The 14529-nt window shown below is 70.7% G+C and carries 10 protein-coding genes; 7 read left to right on the forward strand and 3 right to left on the reverse strand.

The features are described from left to right. The first annotated feature begins 54 nt into the window (after window positions 1-54). From NQZ70_RS33275 to NQZ70_RS33295, 5 genes are all read left to right on the forward strand, one after another. Window positions 55-333 (forward strand): hypothetical protein, encoded by a 279-nt coding sequence (locus tag NQZ70_RS33275; RefSeq protein ID WP_129577830.1) that lies wholly within the window; start codon window positions 55-57, stop codon window positions 331-333. A 318-nt stretch (window positions 334-651) separates the two neighbouring features. After that, window positions 652-2823, forward strand: coding sequence for an OmpA family protein (locus tag NQZ70_RS33280; RefSeq protein WP_165374299.1), 2172 nt, complete (start codon window positions 652-654; stop codon window positions 2821-2823). 244 nt (window positions 2824-3067) lie between these two features. Then, window positions 3068-4936 carry an amidohydrolase gene (locus NQZ70_RS33285; RefSeq protein ID WP_237244263.1) on the forward strand — a complete coding sequence of 623 codons (1869 nt, stop codon included), beginning with the start codon at window positions 3068-3070 and terminating at the stop codon, window positions 4934-4936. Between the two features lie 60 nt (window positions 4937-4996). Beyond that, complete coding sequence (locus NQZ70_RS33290; RefSeq protein ID WP_129577832.1) at window positions 4997-5947, forward strand: pseudouridine-5'-phosphate glycosidase; 951 nt, start codon at window positions 4997-4999, stop codon at window positions 5945-5947. After that, a complete protein-coding gene (locus NQZ70_RS33295; RefSeq protein WP_129577833.1) occupies window positions 5944-6834 on the forward strand; it encodes a carbohydrate kinase family protein in 891 nt (296 codons plus the stop codon). Before NQZ70_RS33290 ends, NQZ70_RS33295 begins: the two co-directional genes overlap by 4 nt. A 141-nt stretch (window positions 6835-6975) precedes the next feature. Here the strand turns inward: NQZ70_RS33295 and NQZ70_RS33300 are convergent, their stop codons facing one another. Beyond that, window positions 6976-7938: an alpha/beta fold hydrolase gene (locus tag NQZ70_RS33300; RefSeq protein ID WP_129581724.1), complete on the reverse strand. Its 963-nt coding sequence runs from the start codon at window positions 7936-7938 to the stop codon at window positions 6976-6978. A gap of 147 nt (window positions 7939-8085) precedes the next feature. Here NQZ70_RS33300 and NQZ70_RS33305 point away from each other — a divergent pair, with 147 nt between their 5' ends. Next, window positions 8086-8874 (forward strand): AraC family transcriptional regulator, encoded by a 789-nt coding sequence (locus NQZ70_RS33305; protein ID WP_237244265.1) that lies wholly within the window; start codon window positions 8086-8088, stop codon window positions 8872-8874. A 47-nt stretch (window positions 8875-8921) separates the two neighbouring features. Here NQZ70_RS33305 and NQZ70_RS33310 read toward each other — a convergent pair whose 3' ends face one another. Next, window positions 8922-9497, reverse strand: a complete 576-nt coding sequence (locus NQZ70_RS33310) for a hypothetical protein (protein ID WP_207217557.1) — start codon at window positions 9495-9497, stop codon at window positions 8922-8924. A gap of 250 nt (window positions 9498-9747) precedes the next feature. On the opposite strand from NQZ70_RS33310, the gene NQZ70_RS33315 reads away from it, so the two are divergent. Continuing rightward, window positions 9748-10986, forward strand: a complete 1239-nt coding sequence (locus NQZ70_RS33315; protein ID WP_129572563.1) for an IS110 family transposase — start codon at window positions 9748-9750, stop codon at window positions 10984-10986. 575 nt (window positions 10987-11561) lie between these two features. Here NQZ70_RS33315 and NQZ70_RS33320 read toward each other — a convergent pair. Next, entirely contained in the window at window positions 11562-14486 is a 2925-nt protein-coding gene (locus NQZ70_RS33320; protein ID WP_272826151.1) for a DUF4215 domain-containing protein, read from the reverse strand. Between the last annotated feature and the right edge of the window lie 43 nt (window positions 14487-14529).

A 14529-nucleotide genomic window follows, 5' to 3' on the forward strand; every position in this document is an offset into this window, starting at 1 on the left:
GGAGTGCACCAACAAACTCGCCGCTTGCAATCGTGAATGCGACAGAAAGTGCAGATGAGCATGATCGAGCTAAGGTATCAACTCAAGGGCGATGCACCTCGGGATATCACTGTGCGACTGTTTGATGTCAGGCAGGTGCGCGACGCCGACGATCCCGCGCCTTGGGGTATCAACGTAACGATCGTGTGGGGAGCGGAGATCGCATTCGATCGCCCGCTGGCCGGTGCGGATCCGCTCCACGCCGTGGAGCTGGCTTGTCAGTTTGCCTCCAAGTACATCCGCGGCCGAGCAGAAGATGAGGGTGGCACGCTCGAACCGCCGATCTCGCCTTGAAGGCGGCCAGCGCCTTCCCGAATGCGGAATTCTTCCAACCTACGCCTCGCCCACGGAGGCCTCGCAGAGGCACCCGAGCTGTTCGAGACCACGGATTCGAAGCTGAACATCCGCCTGCACGACACGCGTGCGCCCTTCTCTCGCTGGAAACTCCGAATGGCGAGCGCCCGATCCCGGGCGACACGCGCCTTCGCTGCGGCGGGGCGAGCGGCGAGCCGCCGCGCCGCAGCCTTGCTCCACCGCCTGCCGTCGATCTGCGTCGGGTACACTGCCGGCGATCAGCGCCTCCACCTCCTTCTTCACAGAAAGCTCGCCCCCATGAAGCACGCCTTCCTCGCGGCGCTCTCGCTTGCCCTCGCCGCGTGCGCCGGACCGCTGGCCAAAGGGCCGTCGCCCGATCTCCGCCTGCGGCACGTCGTCCTGTACCAGAACGGCCTCGGTTACTTCGAGCGCACCGGCGTCATGTCGGGCGAGCGGCTCTCGCTCCGGTTCCGGGAGCGCGAGGTCGACGACGTGCTGAAGAGCATGGTGGTCGTCGAGCAAAACCTCGGGCCGAACGACACCCCCTCCACCGTGAGCGCGCTCTTGCCGCGCTCCGGGCAGGCGAGCGGCCCCGACGATCCCGCAGAGGTCGAGCTCGTCTTCTCGCCGGCCGCGAGGAGGCCCGTGTCGATCGCGTACGCGGTGCCGACCGCCGCCTGGAAGGCGACCTACCGCGTGATCCTGCCGGCCAAGGGGCACAAGGAGAAGCGGGCGCTCCTCCAGGCCTGGGCGCTCATCAGCAACATCGGCGACGAGGACTGGAGCGAGGTCGACGTGACGCTCGCGACGGGCGCGCCGCTCTCCTACGCCTCGAACCTGCGCACGCCGGCGCTGCTCGACAGGCCGGAGCTGAAGGGCGTCTACGACGGCGAGGGCGGCGCGCTCGCCCCCGTGCTCGCGGAGAGCTCGCCGGGGTCCGACGCCGACCGCGACGGCGTGCTCGACCACGAGGACGCCTGCCCGCGCGAGCCCGGCTCGCCGAGCCCGCAACCCGACCGGCACGGCTGCCCGCTGGCGGTCCGCGCCATCAGCAGCGAGATCCAGATCCTGACCACCGTGCCCTTCGACAAGGGCTCGGACGTCGTCCCGCCGCGCGCGAGGCCGCTCGTCGAGGAGCTCGCGCGCTCGCTCAAGAGCGTCCCGCACATCCGCGCGTTCGAGGTCGAGGGGCACGCGTCGGCCGACGAGGCCGGCGCGGCGGATCTCGCGGCCCGGCGCGCCGCGGCCGTGCGCGCTGCGCTCCTCCAGCTCGGGGTCACGGCCGAGCTCGTGACGCGATCGCACGGCGCCGAGATGCCCCTCGTCGCCAACGACATCGAGGAGAACCGGCAGCGCAACCGCCGCGTCTCGCTGCGCGCCTCGGACGTCGGGCCGGCGCAGGCCCCCAGCCCGCGGCGCGAGGCGCCCGCCGTCACGCCCGAGGCGATGGAGAAGGTGCCGGAGGGCGCGGCGAGCGTGGACGCGGTGGCCGGGGCCTTCCGGTACGCGATCGCGAACCCGGTGACGCTCCCGAAGAAGTCGTCGGCGCTGATCACGCTCATCAACCGCCCGGTCGCGGGCGAGGACGTCCTCCTGTTCCGCCCCGATCCCGCGGCGCCCGCGAGCGCGACCCACCCCTTCCGCGCAGCGCAGATCGAGAACCGGAGCGCGCTCGGCCTCCAGCCCGGATCCGTGTCGATCTTCTCCGGCGGGACCTTCGTGGGCGAAGGCGTGCTCACGCGCCTCTTGCCCGGGCAGAGCGCGACGATCCCGTACGCCATCGACAGCTCGACCGAGGTGCGCGCGACGAGCATGACCACGGACGTGCCGGTGCGGGTCGTGTCGCTGTCCCGCGGCGCGCTGCGCGTGGAGGATCGGTACCGGCGCGTGACGGTCTACGAGGTGAGGCCCGGCCGGGACGTGCCGGAGACATTGCTCATCCGCCACGCGAGGGCGACGGGGTTCGCGCCGCAGGGCCTCCCGGGGTGCACGGACGCGACGCCGGACGCCTGCCTCGTCGAGAAGAAGCTCGCCCCCGGCGCGCCCCAGAAGGTCGTGGTCGAGGAGACGCGGCTGTCTCAGCGCGACATCCCGCTCGTCCAGGCCGACAGCGAGCGGCTCTCGGTCTACCTGAAGGGCTCGAGCCTCCCGGCCGAGCTCCGCGCGAGGCTGGACCGCGCGCTCGCGCTCCGGCGCGCGCTCGACGCGGCGAGCGACGAGCTCGACCCGCTGCGGCGGAGGCGCGCCGAGCTGATCGACCGCGCCGCCGAGCTGCGCGAGAGCCTGAGGACCATCGAGCGCACGCCCCAGGCCGGCAAGCTCCGCCAGACCTTGCTCGACCGGCTCGCCGAGGTGGCCCGACAGTCGGAGGAGATCGGCGCGAAGATCACCCAGCGCGTCGAGGACGCGGCCATGGCGCGCGCCGAGCTCGACGACACGCTCCGCGATCTGGTCATCGAAGGTCGGTGAGCGCCGGAGGACGATGATCGTGGCATGTGGCGGCCGCTTTCCGCCGCGACCGGCTTCCCTCCCGCCGCGGCGAAGGTGCTAGGATGGCGGCCCGACTCATGACCTCTCGAGCGACGCAGGCATGGCCAGAGCGGAGCTCTCATGAGCCGCGACCACGAACATCTCCGTCTCTGATGACAAGCGAGCCCATCGGATCACGGCGACGCCGTGTCGCAGGTGACGCTGAATGGGCCCAGGAGCGCTCATGAGGAACCGATCTCGATCTGCCGGGGACAGCCGCGTTCCCCCCCGCCGTCACCGCGCGTTCGGCGCCGCGTGGGCGGCGTCGCACGTCCTCTTCGCGATGCAGGTCGCCTGCGGCGCCTCCATGCCGCAGGCCGCCGACACGGTGCTGCGGAACGGCTTCGTGTACACCGTCGACGCCGCGGACTCGGTGCACCAGGCGGTCGCGGTGCGCGACGGCAGGATCGTTTATGTCGGCGCTGACAGCGGCGTGCAGGGGTATGTGGGTCCTCGGACCGAGGTCGTCGACCTGAAGGGCCGCATGCTGATGCCGGGGCTGGTCGACGGCCATTTGCACGTGATGTCCGGCGGGGCGCAGCGCCTGATGTGCAGCCTTGAATACAAGACGCACACCATCGCGCAGCTCCAGGAGAGGATCCAGGCTTGCCTCGACGGCGAGCCGGCCAAGGGTCCCGACCAGTGGCTCGAGGTGACGAGCTGGGATCGGCAGGGCACGGTCTCGGTGGACGCCGACCCGACGCGGGCTGCGCTCGACGCGCTCAGGACCCAGCGGCCGATCCTCGTGCACTCCACCGACCACCACAGCGCGCTGACCAACTCGCGCGGCCTGGCGCTGGCGGGCATCACCGCGAAAACGCCCGATCCGGTCGGCGGCAAGATCGGCCGTGACGCAGGCGGCCAGCCCACGGGCATCTTCGAGGATTCTGGCATCACGCTTGTATCGGCGGCCATGCCGCCGCGGACGCCGGAGGACGACGTGCGCAGCGCCAAGGCGGCGCTCGACGCGATCCGCCGCCAGGGCGTGACCACCTTCATGGACGCGTCTTCCGACGAACGCGCGCTGAGGGCGTTCACGGCCGTGCAGCGCAGCGGCGAGCTGACGGCGAGGTCGCTCTTCGCCATCCTGATCGATCCCGACGAGGTGGCGAAGGGTCCGGAGAAGGCGATCGCCGCGGCCAAGGCGCTTTCGTCCTCCTATGATCAGCCCGCCGCGGCGCCGGCCCCCGGCGTCGGCGCTCGCCACATCAAGGTCATGCTCGACGGCGTCCTGCAGGCGCCGGCCCAGACCGCGGCGATGCTCGCGCCGTACAATGCCAACGTCGGCACGGACGGCGCGCCTCAATGGGTTCCGGGCAAGCACAGCGGCGACGTCTACTTTCCGCCGGACACGCTCAAATCGTTGATCCTCGCGGCGGTCGAGGCCGGGCTCGATCCCCACGTCCACGCGATCGGCGATCGTGCGGTGCGGCAGACGCTCGACGCTTACGAAGCCGTGCGCGCCCGGCTGCCGGGCAACGACGTTCGCGCGGCGATCGCGCATTGCGAGACGGTCGATCCGGCGGATTACGGTCGCTTCAAGGCGCTCGGCGTGATCCCGGTGATGTCGTTCCAGTGGGCGCAGGAGGCCCCGTATTCGGTCGATGCGATGAAGCATCAGCTCGGGCCGGAGCGCTACGCCCGCCTCGAGCCCGAGGGCAGCTTGCACAACGCCGGCGCGAGGATCGCTTATGGCAGCGACTGGCCGATCGATCCGTTCGCCGAGTTCCTGGCGCTCAAGATCGGCGTCACCCGCAAGGGGGACCCCACGCATCCGGCCAGCTTCGGTCCGTCCTATGCGGGCCGGCTCAACGACGACCCGCTCCTGCCGCGCAACGTCGCGCTGCGCGCGATCACCATGAACTCGGCCTACCAGCTGCGGCTGGAGAAGGTCGTGGGCTCGATCGAGCCGGGCAAATTCGCTGACATGATCGTGCTGGACCAGAACTTTCTTCAGATCCCCGAGGACGATCTCGGCAAGATTCAGGTGCTCATGACCATGGTCGGGGGGAAGATCGTCTATACCGCCGATTCATTGCGGCCGAAGGGGTAGCGGGCCGCCTCGCCCGAGCCCTCCCCGCGCGCAAAACCCTCGCAGCCGAAGGATCTCATCGTGTCGATCAAGGACCACCTCTCCATCTCGTCCGAGGTCAGGAAGGCGCTCGCGGCCGGCCGGCCGGTGGTGGCGCTGGAGTCGACCATCATCACCCACGGCATGCCGTATCCGCAGAACCTCGGGATGGCGCAGCGCGTGGAGGCGGTGGTCCGCCGGAGCGGCGCCGTGCCGGCCACGATCGCGATCATGGACGGCAAGCTCGGGGTGGGCGTGAAGGCGAACGATCTCGAGCGGCTGGCCAAGGTGGGCGGCAAGGCGGCCAAGGCCTCGCGGCGCGACGTGGCGGCGCTCCTGGTGTCGGGCGAGGTCGCCGGCACGACCGTGTCGACCACCATGATGGCGGCGGCGTGGGCCGGCATCCGGGTGTTCGCCACGGGCGGCATCGGCGGCGTGCATCGCGGGGCGGAGACGACGTTCGACATCTCCGCCGATCTCGAGGAGCTGCGTCGGACGCAGGTGGCGGTGGTCTGCGCGGGGGCCAAGTCGATCCTCGACATCCCCAAGACGCTGGAGACGCTCGAGACCAAGGGCGTGCCGGTCCTGGGCTACAAGACCGGGGATTTTCCGGCGTTCTGGGCGCGGCAGAGCGGGCAGAAGGTGGATCACAGGATCGAGAGCGCCAAGCAAGCGGCCAAGGTCATCGCGCTGCAGTTCGAGCTCGGCATGGGCGGGGTCCTGGTGGCCAATCCGATCCCCGAGAGCCACGCCCTGGACGCCCAGGAGATCGAGGCGCGGATCGAGGAGGCGATCCAGGGCGCGGAGGCCGAGGGCGTGAGCCGCAAGGACCTGACGCCGTTCCTCTTGAAGCGCATCGTCGAGCTCACCGGCGGCAAGAGCCTCGTCGCCAACATCGCTCTGGTCGAGAACAACGCGGCGGTGGCGGCGGAGATCGCGGTGGCGTTGAGCAAGCTCGGGGCCAAGCAGACGGCGAAGAAGGCCAAGGCATGAGCGAGGCCGGCCGCGTGCTCGTGGTGGGCGACGTGATGACGGACGTCATCGTCCGCCCCGAGGGGCCGCTGGTGCGCGGCTCGGACCGGCGCGCCAAGATCCAGCGCCGGCCGGGGGGTTCGGGCGCCAACCAGGCGGTGTGGCTTGGCGCGATGGGAGCGAGGGTGTCGTTCGTCGCCCGGGTGGGGGCCAGCGACAAGCCGCAGCTCGAAGCCTATTTCAAGGGCTTCCATGTCGATGCGATCCTGGCGGCCGATCCGCAGGAGCCGTCGGGCGTGCTGGTCATCCTCGTCGACGCCGACGGGGAGCGGAGCTTCCTCACCGATCGAGGGGCGAACCTCGCGCTCGAGCCGTCGGACATGCCGTCGTGGCTCCTGGACGAGACGCGGCTGCTGCTCGTCTCGGGGTATTCGCTCTTCGCCGAGGGGCCTCGGCGCGCGGTGCTGTGGCTCGCCGGAGAGGCGCGGCGCCGCGGCGTCCCGGTCGCCATCGACGCCGCGTCGGTGAGCTTCCTGCGGGAGGTGGGGGTCGGGGAATTCCTCGAGTGGACCCGAGGGATGTCGACGCTGCTCGCCAATGCCGACGAGGCGGAGGCGCTCTCGGGCACCGGTGACCTCCACGAGCAGATGATCGCGCTGGGGGCCTGTTTCGAGCGGGTGATCATCAAGCGCGGCGCGCGGGGCGCGGCGCTGGGCGGACGGCAGGGCCTGCGCCTCGACGAGCCGGCGCCGCTGGTGGAGGTGGTGGACACGACCGGGGCCGGCGACGCGTTCGCGGCCGGGTTCATCGCCGCCGAGCTCGAGGGCGCGGGCGAGGCGGCGTGCCTGCGGCGCGGGATCGAGGCGGGATCGAAGGCGGTGACGCTGCTGGGCGGACAGCCGGGGTAGACGGCATCGCGGGCCGCCGGCTCGGTCACGCTGCGCCTCTTCGAGCGCAGCGGACACCAGCCGTTCTTCGAGGAGCCAGAGCGGTTCACCGCAGCGGTGACCGCCTGGATGGATCTGAAGCGCTGACTTCGGCGGCCCCGCTTATTTGGATTCGACCCGTCCGAGCGGGTTGGCCGCGCCGGTCAGCGCGTTTTGCGCTTCCTGCCAGGCGGGGTCTCCGGGGTAGAGCTCGGCACGGAGGTAGGCCCAGGTGAGCCGCTGGACGGCGGCCACTCGCTCGGGGTTCTCGTCCGTGGTCTCGGCGACGTCATATCCCGAGATTCCGCCCAGCCCGTGCCCTGCATCGAACAGGATGACCAGGGACTTGGGGCTCGGGGAGAGGAAGTATGGATCGGCGTGCCAGTCGGCGCCCGCGACCGTCAGGTGGGGAGAGGCGTCTTTATCGCCGGCGACCACGAGCGCGGGCGTCGTCATCGTGGAGAAGTCGATGGTCGAGAAGAAAGGATACTTCTTGGCCGCGAGCTCGCTGAGGGCATCGCCGCCTCTGCCGGGCGCGGCGAGCAGCACGCCCGCCTTGATCCGAGGCTCGGCGAGGCTCACTTCCGTTCCGTCGTGGGGATCTTTGTGCCGCGCGCCCAGCAGCAGGCTCGCGGTGTGCCCGCCCATCGAGTGCCCGACGACGGCCACCTTGCTCCGGTCCAAACGCCCGGCGAGAGCCGCGACGGCGCCCTCGATCGCGTCGAGCTGGTCGAGGATGCGCTTCATGTCCTCGGCCCGCGATCGCCAGTACAGCGGCGCCTCGGGGTGATCGGAGTCCCTGAAGGGGAGCGTCTTCGAGTCGAGATGCGTGGGCTGGATCACGACGAAGCCGTGTGCCGCCAGGTAGTCGGCGAGTGGGGCATAGCCGTTCAAGGAGGAGAGGTGATTGGAGGGGCCGTGGCCGTGCGAGAGCAAGAGGATGGGCAGCTCGCTTCCGGTCACGGGCGCGGAGACGCGCACCTGGAGATCGACGGCGCGGCCGGGGGCTGGCAGCACGAGTGGGCTGACCGAGAGGACCGGCGTCGGTCCGCGGGGGATGTCGGCTGCGGGAATCGGCTTGCTCATGATGTTGATTTCCTTTCGGTTGCTCATGCCGTACCTCCACCGCCTTCGTACCTCCCGTCGCCGCCCTCCGGTTGGAAGGACCGGACATTTTCATCGGCCCTTCCGCGCCGGCTTGACCGGCCGCAGCGCACGCGCGAGAATCCGAGGGTGCCGCGCACGATGGACGCTGCAGCCTCGACGTTCTCGCTCTCCCGCTTCGTCGAGGAAGTCCGCGCCGTCGCCCCGGTCGCTGGACGCGCGCTCGACGTTGAATGGCTGCCCAACGGGAGAACGACCCTTGTCTTTCGAGTGATCGAGGAGGGCCGGAGAGGGGATGTGACCGTCGCGGGCCCGCGGACGCGGGCGCTGTTCAAGAACGCAACCGGCGTCGCGCGGGCGGTGATGCTTCAGTTCAAGCCAGGCTGGTCGGGGCCGCTGCTGGGCGTGGCAGCGAACGCGCTGACGGACCGGATCGTCCCGCTGGAAGACATCTGGGGCCGTTCGGGCGGCGACCTCTGCCTCGATCTCCTCGCGGCGCAAAGCCTGCCAGAGGTGCTTGACCGACTCTCCCACGCGGTCGCCCTGCGTACCCGCCAGACCTCCGAACCGGCATCGGCGCGGCTCGCTCGCCGCGCGGTTCGCCTGCTCGAAGGAGACGAGGTCCGGGTGGAGCGCGTGGCGGAGCGGCTCGGCGTCACGGCGCGGCATCTTCGCCGCGCCTTCACGGAGAGCGTCGGCATCGGGCCGAAGGATTTCGCGCGGAGCGTTCGCCTGCAGCGTGCCGTGCGGCGGGCGGCGAGCTCGAAGGACTGGGCACGCATCGCCGCGGACGCGGGCTATTACGACCAGGCGCACCTCATCGCCGACTTCCGGGAGCTCGTCGGGCTCACACCGGGCGCCTTCCTGAAGCGCGCGGGCGCGCGGGGCGGCGAGGCCATGGCCGGGGGCGCCCCCTAGCGCCGACGCTCGGACGCGGAGCGCCCCGGGCCCCCCCGGCGCGCTGCTCAGGTGCCCGAGGCCGACGCGAGGCAGGCGTCGAGCTCGGGGGTGTCCCGCCAGCCGCACTGGCCGGACGCGTCGCGCTCGCAGACGCCGAGCGTGCCGTAGCACGCGTACTCCTCGCGCCACTCGCACGTGGTGAACACTTCCTGGTCCGCGCAGACCTGCCCGCTGCAGCCGGTGACCAGGCAGCGCCCGGGGCCGCCGCCAGGCGGCGCCTTCAGCGCGTCCCCGCCGCCGAGGCACGCAGTGAGCTCCGGCGTCTGCCGCCAGCCGCACTGGCCGGACGCGTCTCGCTCACAGATGCCGTAGTCGCCGTAGCACGCGTACTCCTCGCGCCACTCGCACGTGGTGTACACGACCTGGTCCGCGCAGACCTGCCCGCTGCAGCCGGTCGGCCGACAGCGGCCGGGCTTGATCCCCCCGGCCGCCGCAGAGACGAGCTCGGCGGGCGCGCTGTCCACGCCATCGAGCTCGGGGACGGCCTGGCCGCAGCCGTCGTCATTCGCCCCGGCGAGCAGCGGGGCGCACAAGAGGAGCACCGTGAAGGCAAACCGATGACGCGTGGTGAAAGACTTCATCAAAGACCTCCTTAACAAAAAAAACGGGCATGCGCAGGGGCGCACCCGCGAAGCATGAAAGCCGGTAGACTGCGGGCGCGGATCGCGTCGGGCCAAGGTCGACGCTTACTGGTGTCGTGAGCCCGAAAAAAAACGGACCCGAGCGTCGCATCAGGCACCCCGAATTGTTGCCGTCTCCGCAAGGAGCGAGCACGCCAGGTAAAATCGCCCTTCGCGACGCTCCCCGGCGCCTTTCGCGCTGGAGGTCAAGATGGAGGTCCTGTACGCCCGCTGCTGCGGGCTCGACGTGCACAAGGAGACCGTCGTTGCATGCGTCCGGATCCAGGAGCCCCGAGGCCGCGCAAAGACGACGGTGCGTTCGTTCGGCGCGACCACGGCCGAACTCCTCGAGCTACACCAGTGGCTCACCGAGCAGGGCTGCACGCACGTGGCGATGGAGTCGACGAGCGTCTACTGGAAGCCGGTCTTCAACCTGCTCGAGGGCAGCTTCGAGGTGCTGCTCGCCAACGCGCGGCACATCAAGGCCGTCCCGGGCCGGAAGACCGACGTCAAGGACTGCGAGTGGATCGCCGACCTGCTCGCGCACGGACTCATCCGGGCGAGCTTCATCCCGCCCGCCCCGATCCGGGAGCTGCGGGACATCACACGGCATCGCAAGAGCCTGATCCGTGACAAGGCCACCCTGGCCAACCGCGTGGGCAAGCTGCTGGAGACCGCCAACATCAAGCTGAGCAACGTCGTCTCCGACGTGCTTGGCGTGTCCGGCCGCGCGATGCTCGCGGCGCTCATCGCCGGCGAGCGCGATCCGAAGAAGCTTGCGGCGCTCGCCCGGGGCCGGCTCATCCCCAAGGCCGAGCAGCTTGCCGAGGCGCTGCGCGGTGGATTCTCGAGCCATCACGCGTTCTTGCTGGAGCAGCTCTTGAAGCAGATCGACCATCTCGCCGAGCTGATCGCCGCATGCGACGCCAGGGTCGTCGACCTGTGCCAAGCGCACCGCGAGCCGCTGCAACGGCTCCGGACCATCCCCGGCGTCGCGCAGCGGACGGCCGAGGTCCTGCTGTCGGAGATCGGGCTCGACATGACGCGCTTCCCGACCGCGGGTCACCTCGCCTCCTGGGCGCGGATGTGCCCAGGCAACAACGAGAGCGCGGGGAAACGACGCAGTGGCGCGACCGGCACCGGCAACAACTGGCTGCGCACCACGCTGCTGGAGTCGGCGTGGGCTGCCTCACGATCACGCAAGACGTACCTCGGCGCGCAGTACCGCCGGATCGCGCGCCGCCGTGGGCCCAAACGAGCGGCGACCGCGGTGGCGCACAGCATCCTGGTCATCGCGTTTTACGTTCTGCGCGACGGCGTGGAGTACCGGGATCTCGGGCCAGACTATTTCGACCGCGCCAATGCGGCCAAGCTCACCAAGTACCACCTCCGGCGCCTGGCCGAGCTGGGGTACGAGCTGCCCCAGCCTCGTGCCCAGCCCGGAGCGTAGGCTTTCTAGGTAAAGGAACAAAGTACGGAGTGCCCGGAAGGGGCGAGCTCCTGTCCTTAGATCACACGGCGGCCCCCCGCAACCCGCAGCGTTCATTCGGTGTCCCGGGCTCAGCGGCGTCGGCACACTGCGGCACATTCGCGGCAGAGTCGTCCCGAATGCCTTCTTTTTATTCGATCAACAATTGCACCATGATTGATCCTTGGTGCGACCGGAAGCGATGATGATTCGACTTGCGACAGCGATCTTGATGGATCGTGTGCTCGTTGGAGCGGCGGCGAAGCCAACGGCGGCAGGCGGCCCGTGCTCGGACGAGGGGGCTGGGTGCCGCTACGACGAGGGCGGCGCGTACGTCAGCGGTCAGACCTGCACCGGCGGTCTCTGGACCGAATCCGCCCCCGGCTGCTGAGGACATCGCCTCCGCCGGCGGCCTTGTCCACGGTAGGCCCCCGCGGAGGGAGCACCTCCCCCCGCACCAGCTACATCCTTGGACGATGCGCTCCCCTCCCCCGGCGCGCAGCGCGGCGGCTCACCCGAGCCGCCGCGCGCTCCTCTCGATCACGGTGCGACCCGGGTCATTTGACCTCGGTGCGGCACGTCGCGCTGCAGTCGTCGCCGCTCGCGGTGTTGCCGTCGTCGCACTCCTCGTACGGCTGCTGCCGCACGCCGTCGCCGCAGTGCGGACCGAACACGCAACCCGGAGCGCACTCGCCGTAGCCGCCGTCGTTCTCCGCGTCGTCGCACTCCTCCTCCGGCGTCTGCGTCACCCCGTCGCCGCAGCGCGGGCCGTACACGCAACCGGGCGCGCACTCGCCGTAACCGCCGTCGTTCACGCCGTCGTCGCACTGCTCGCCGAGGTCCGCCTGCCTGACCCCGTCGCCGCAGACCGCGCCGATCCGGCAGCCGAGGCACCCCATGGAGCCGTCGTTCACGCCGTCGTCGCACTCCTCGCCCCACTCGCCCTGGGTCACCCCGTCGCCGCACTGCGCCGCGGTGCCGCACTCCGGCGTGCAGCCGCCGTAGCGACCGTCGTTCACGCCGTCGTCGCACGTCTCGTTCGGCATCTGGACCACCGCGTCGCCGCACCGCGGCCCGACGAGGCAGTCCGTCGTGCAGCCGCCATACCGGCCGTCGTTCACGCCGTCGTCGCACGTCTCGCCGAACTGGCTGTTGATCTCCGCGTCGCCGCAGCGAGGCGCCGCCACGCACCCCGGCGCGCAGGCCCCCGAGCCGTAGCCGCCGAGGTTGGTGCCGTCGTCGCAGATCTCGTACGGCGTCGTCCGAATGCCGTCGCCGCAGTAGAGCCCGAGCTCGCACCTCGTCGAGCACTTCCCGTACCCCGCGCCGTTCTCGCTCCCGTCGTCGCACTCCTCGTCCGCCGTGACGATCCCGTCGCCGCACACCGGCTCGCAGCGGGACGGGGCCGCGTTGAAGCCGCCGAGCGTCAGCTTGTAGCTCGACCCCGTGACGTGGCGCTCCGCCTGGAAGACGACGACCTCGTAGACGCGCCCCACCGTGAGGCCGAGCTCATCCATGAGCAACGTCCCGCGGTTGTCCGCCACCCCGCCGATCTCGCCGGTCCCCATCGGGGCGTGGATGCCGCCGAGGTCGATGCGGAGCCGGTTGTTGAGGAACACCCAGACGTCGTCGTCCCCGTAGAAATCGAGCCGCTCCCCGCCGTGGTACTCGAACCAGTAGCGGACCTCGCTCGTGAAGTAGAAGTTGTGGTTGCCCGCAGGGGACCAGTTGTCGAACGGATCGCCCGCCGCGCGGCTCGCCTCGCGCTGCGCCACCGGCACCGACGTGTCCTGCCAGCCCCGGCCGTCGAGCGGGAAGAACGTGTGATCCTCGAAGCGGAACACGTCCGACGTCCCGATCCGCGCGAGCGTGAGCCAGTCCACGACCGTCTTCGAGAGGGACGAGTCGTTGTACCACCGGTTGAAGTCCGTCGCGTTCGTGAGGAAGGCGTTCGGCCGCGCCGCCGCGAACTGCGGCTTGTTGTCCGCGCCGAGGAGGTTCTGCACGATGCCCGTCACGACGGCGTTCGGCGGGTTCGTGTCGGGCTCGAAGTTCGGGGCGTCCTCCTTGAAGTCGCGGTACACGATCGGCACGCGGAGCTGGTCGCCGAGCGCCACGTCGTTCGTGCAGCTGTACCCCGGCTCGATGGTGCACGTGGACGAGCAGCCGTCCCCGTCCCTCGTGTTGCCGTCGTCGCACGCCTCGCCGCCGAGGCGCAGCCCGTCGCCGCACGCCGACGTGCAGCCGGTCTCGCCGCAGTCCGGCTCGACCTGGCAGAACGGCGTGCAGCCGTCGCCCATCGTGTTGTTGCCGTCGTCGCACGGCTCGGAGCCCTCGCGCTTCCCGTCGTTGCAGACGGTGTCCCGGCAGACGTAGCCGCCGGGCGCGGTCTCGCACACGACGCCCGGCTCCCACTTGCACGCGGCGCTGCATCCGTCCCCGTCCCTCGTGTTGCCGTCGTCGCACTCCTCCCGCCCGACGACCCTCCCGTCGCCGCAGACCGCCGTGCAGCGCCGCCCGGCGCGCGCGCAGTCGAACCCGGGCTCGATCTGGCACGTGGCGGAGCACCCGTCGCCGGAGACCGTGTTGCGATCGTCGCACCCCTCGCCGACGCCGATCTGGCCGTCGCCGCAGACGACCGTGAAGACGCAGTGCACGCCGTCCGGGCACACCCAGCCGGCCTCGACCTGGCAGCTCGGCGAGCAGCCGTCGCCCGGCTCCACGCCGCCGTCGTCGCACTGCTCGCTCGGCCGCAGCAGGCCGTCGCCGCAGCGCTCGACCGGCCTGCACGGCTTCCCCGGCTGGGGGCAGGTGATGTTGCCGGGGTCCTCGAGCGCGCAGACCTCGGAGCACCCGTCTCCGCCCACCGCGTTGCCGTCGTCGCAGGTCTCCCCGCCCGAGACGCGCGCATCGCCGCACGAGTGGAGCCGGAAGCACGGCTCCCCGGCCCTCGGGCAGATCCAGTCGCCCGGCTCCCGCTGGCAGCGATCGTCACAGCCGTCGCCCGAGACCGTGTTCCCGTCCTCGCAGCTCTCCCCGGGCTCGATCGCGCCGTTGCCGCACGCGATCGTCGTGCGGCAGGGCTCCCCCGGCGGGCACTCGCAGTACGGCTCCACCTTGCACGCGCCGGAGCAACAGTCGCCGGGCAGGCTGTTGCCGTCGTCGCACTTCTCGGTGTCCTGGTTGATCTCGCCGTCGCCGCACGCCGCGTCGACCGCGTCGCACTCCGGCGGAGGATCCGGCGACTCGCACGGATCGCCCCCGCTGCCGCCGGTCCCGGAGCCGACGGTGATGAACCCGCCGAACGCCCCGGAGCTGTCGTCGGTCCCGCCGGTGCCCGACGTGCCGCTGCCGCCCGCGCCGCCCACGCCGCTGCCCGCGCCGCCATCGCCGCCGCCGCCGCCGTCGTCCCCGCAGGCGGCGAGCGGACCGGCAAGCAGGACGAGGAGCACGGAAGAAGTAAGTCTCTTTCCCAAGCGCATTGATGCCACCATCCCAACTCGCTGAAGAGCGTCGTGTTGTTCA

Origin of the sequence: Sorangium sp. So ce836, from assembly GCF_028553905.1 — a bacterium.
GTDB lineage: Bacteria > Myxococcota_A > Polyangia > Polyangiales > Polyangiaceae > Sorangium > Sorangium cellulosum_D.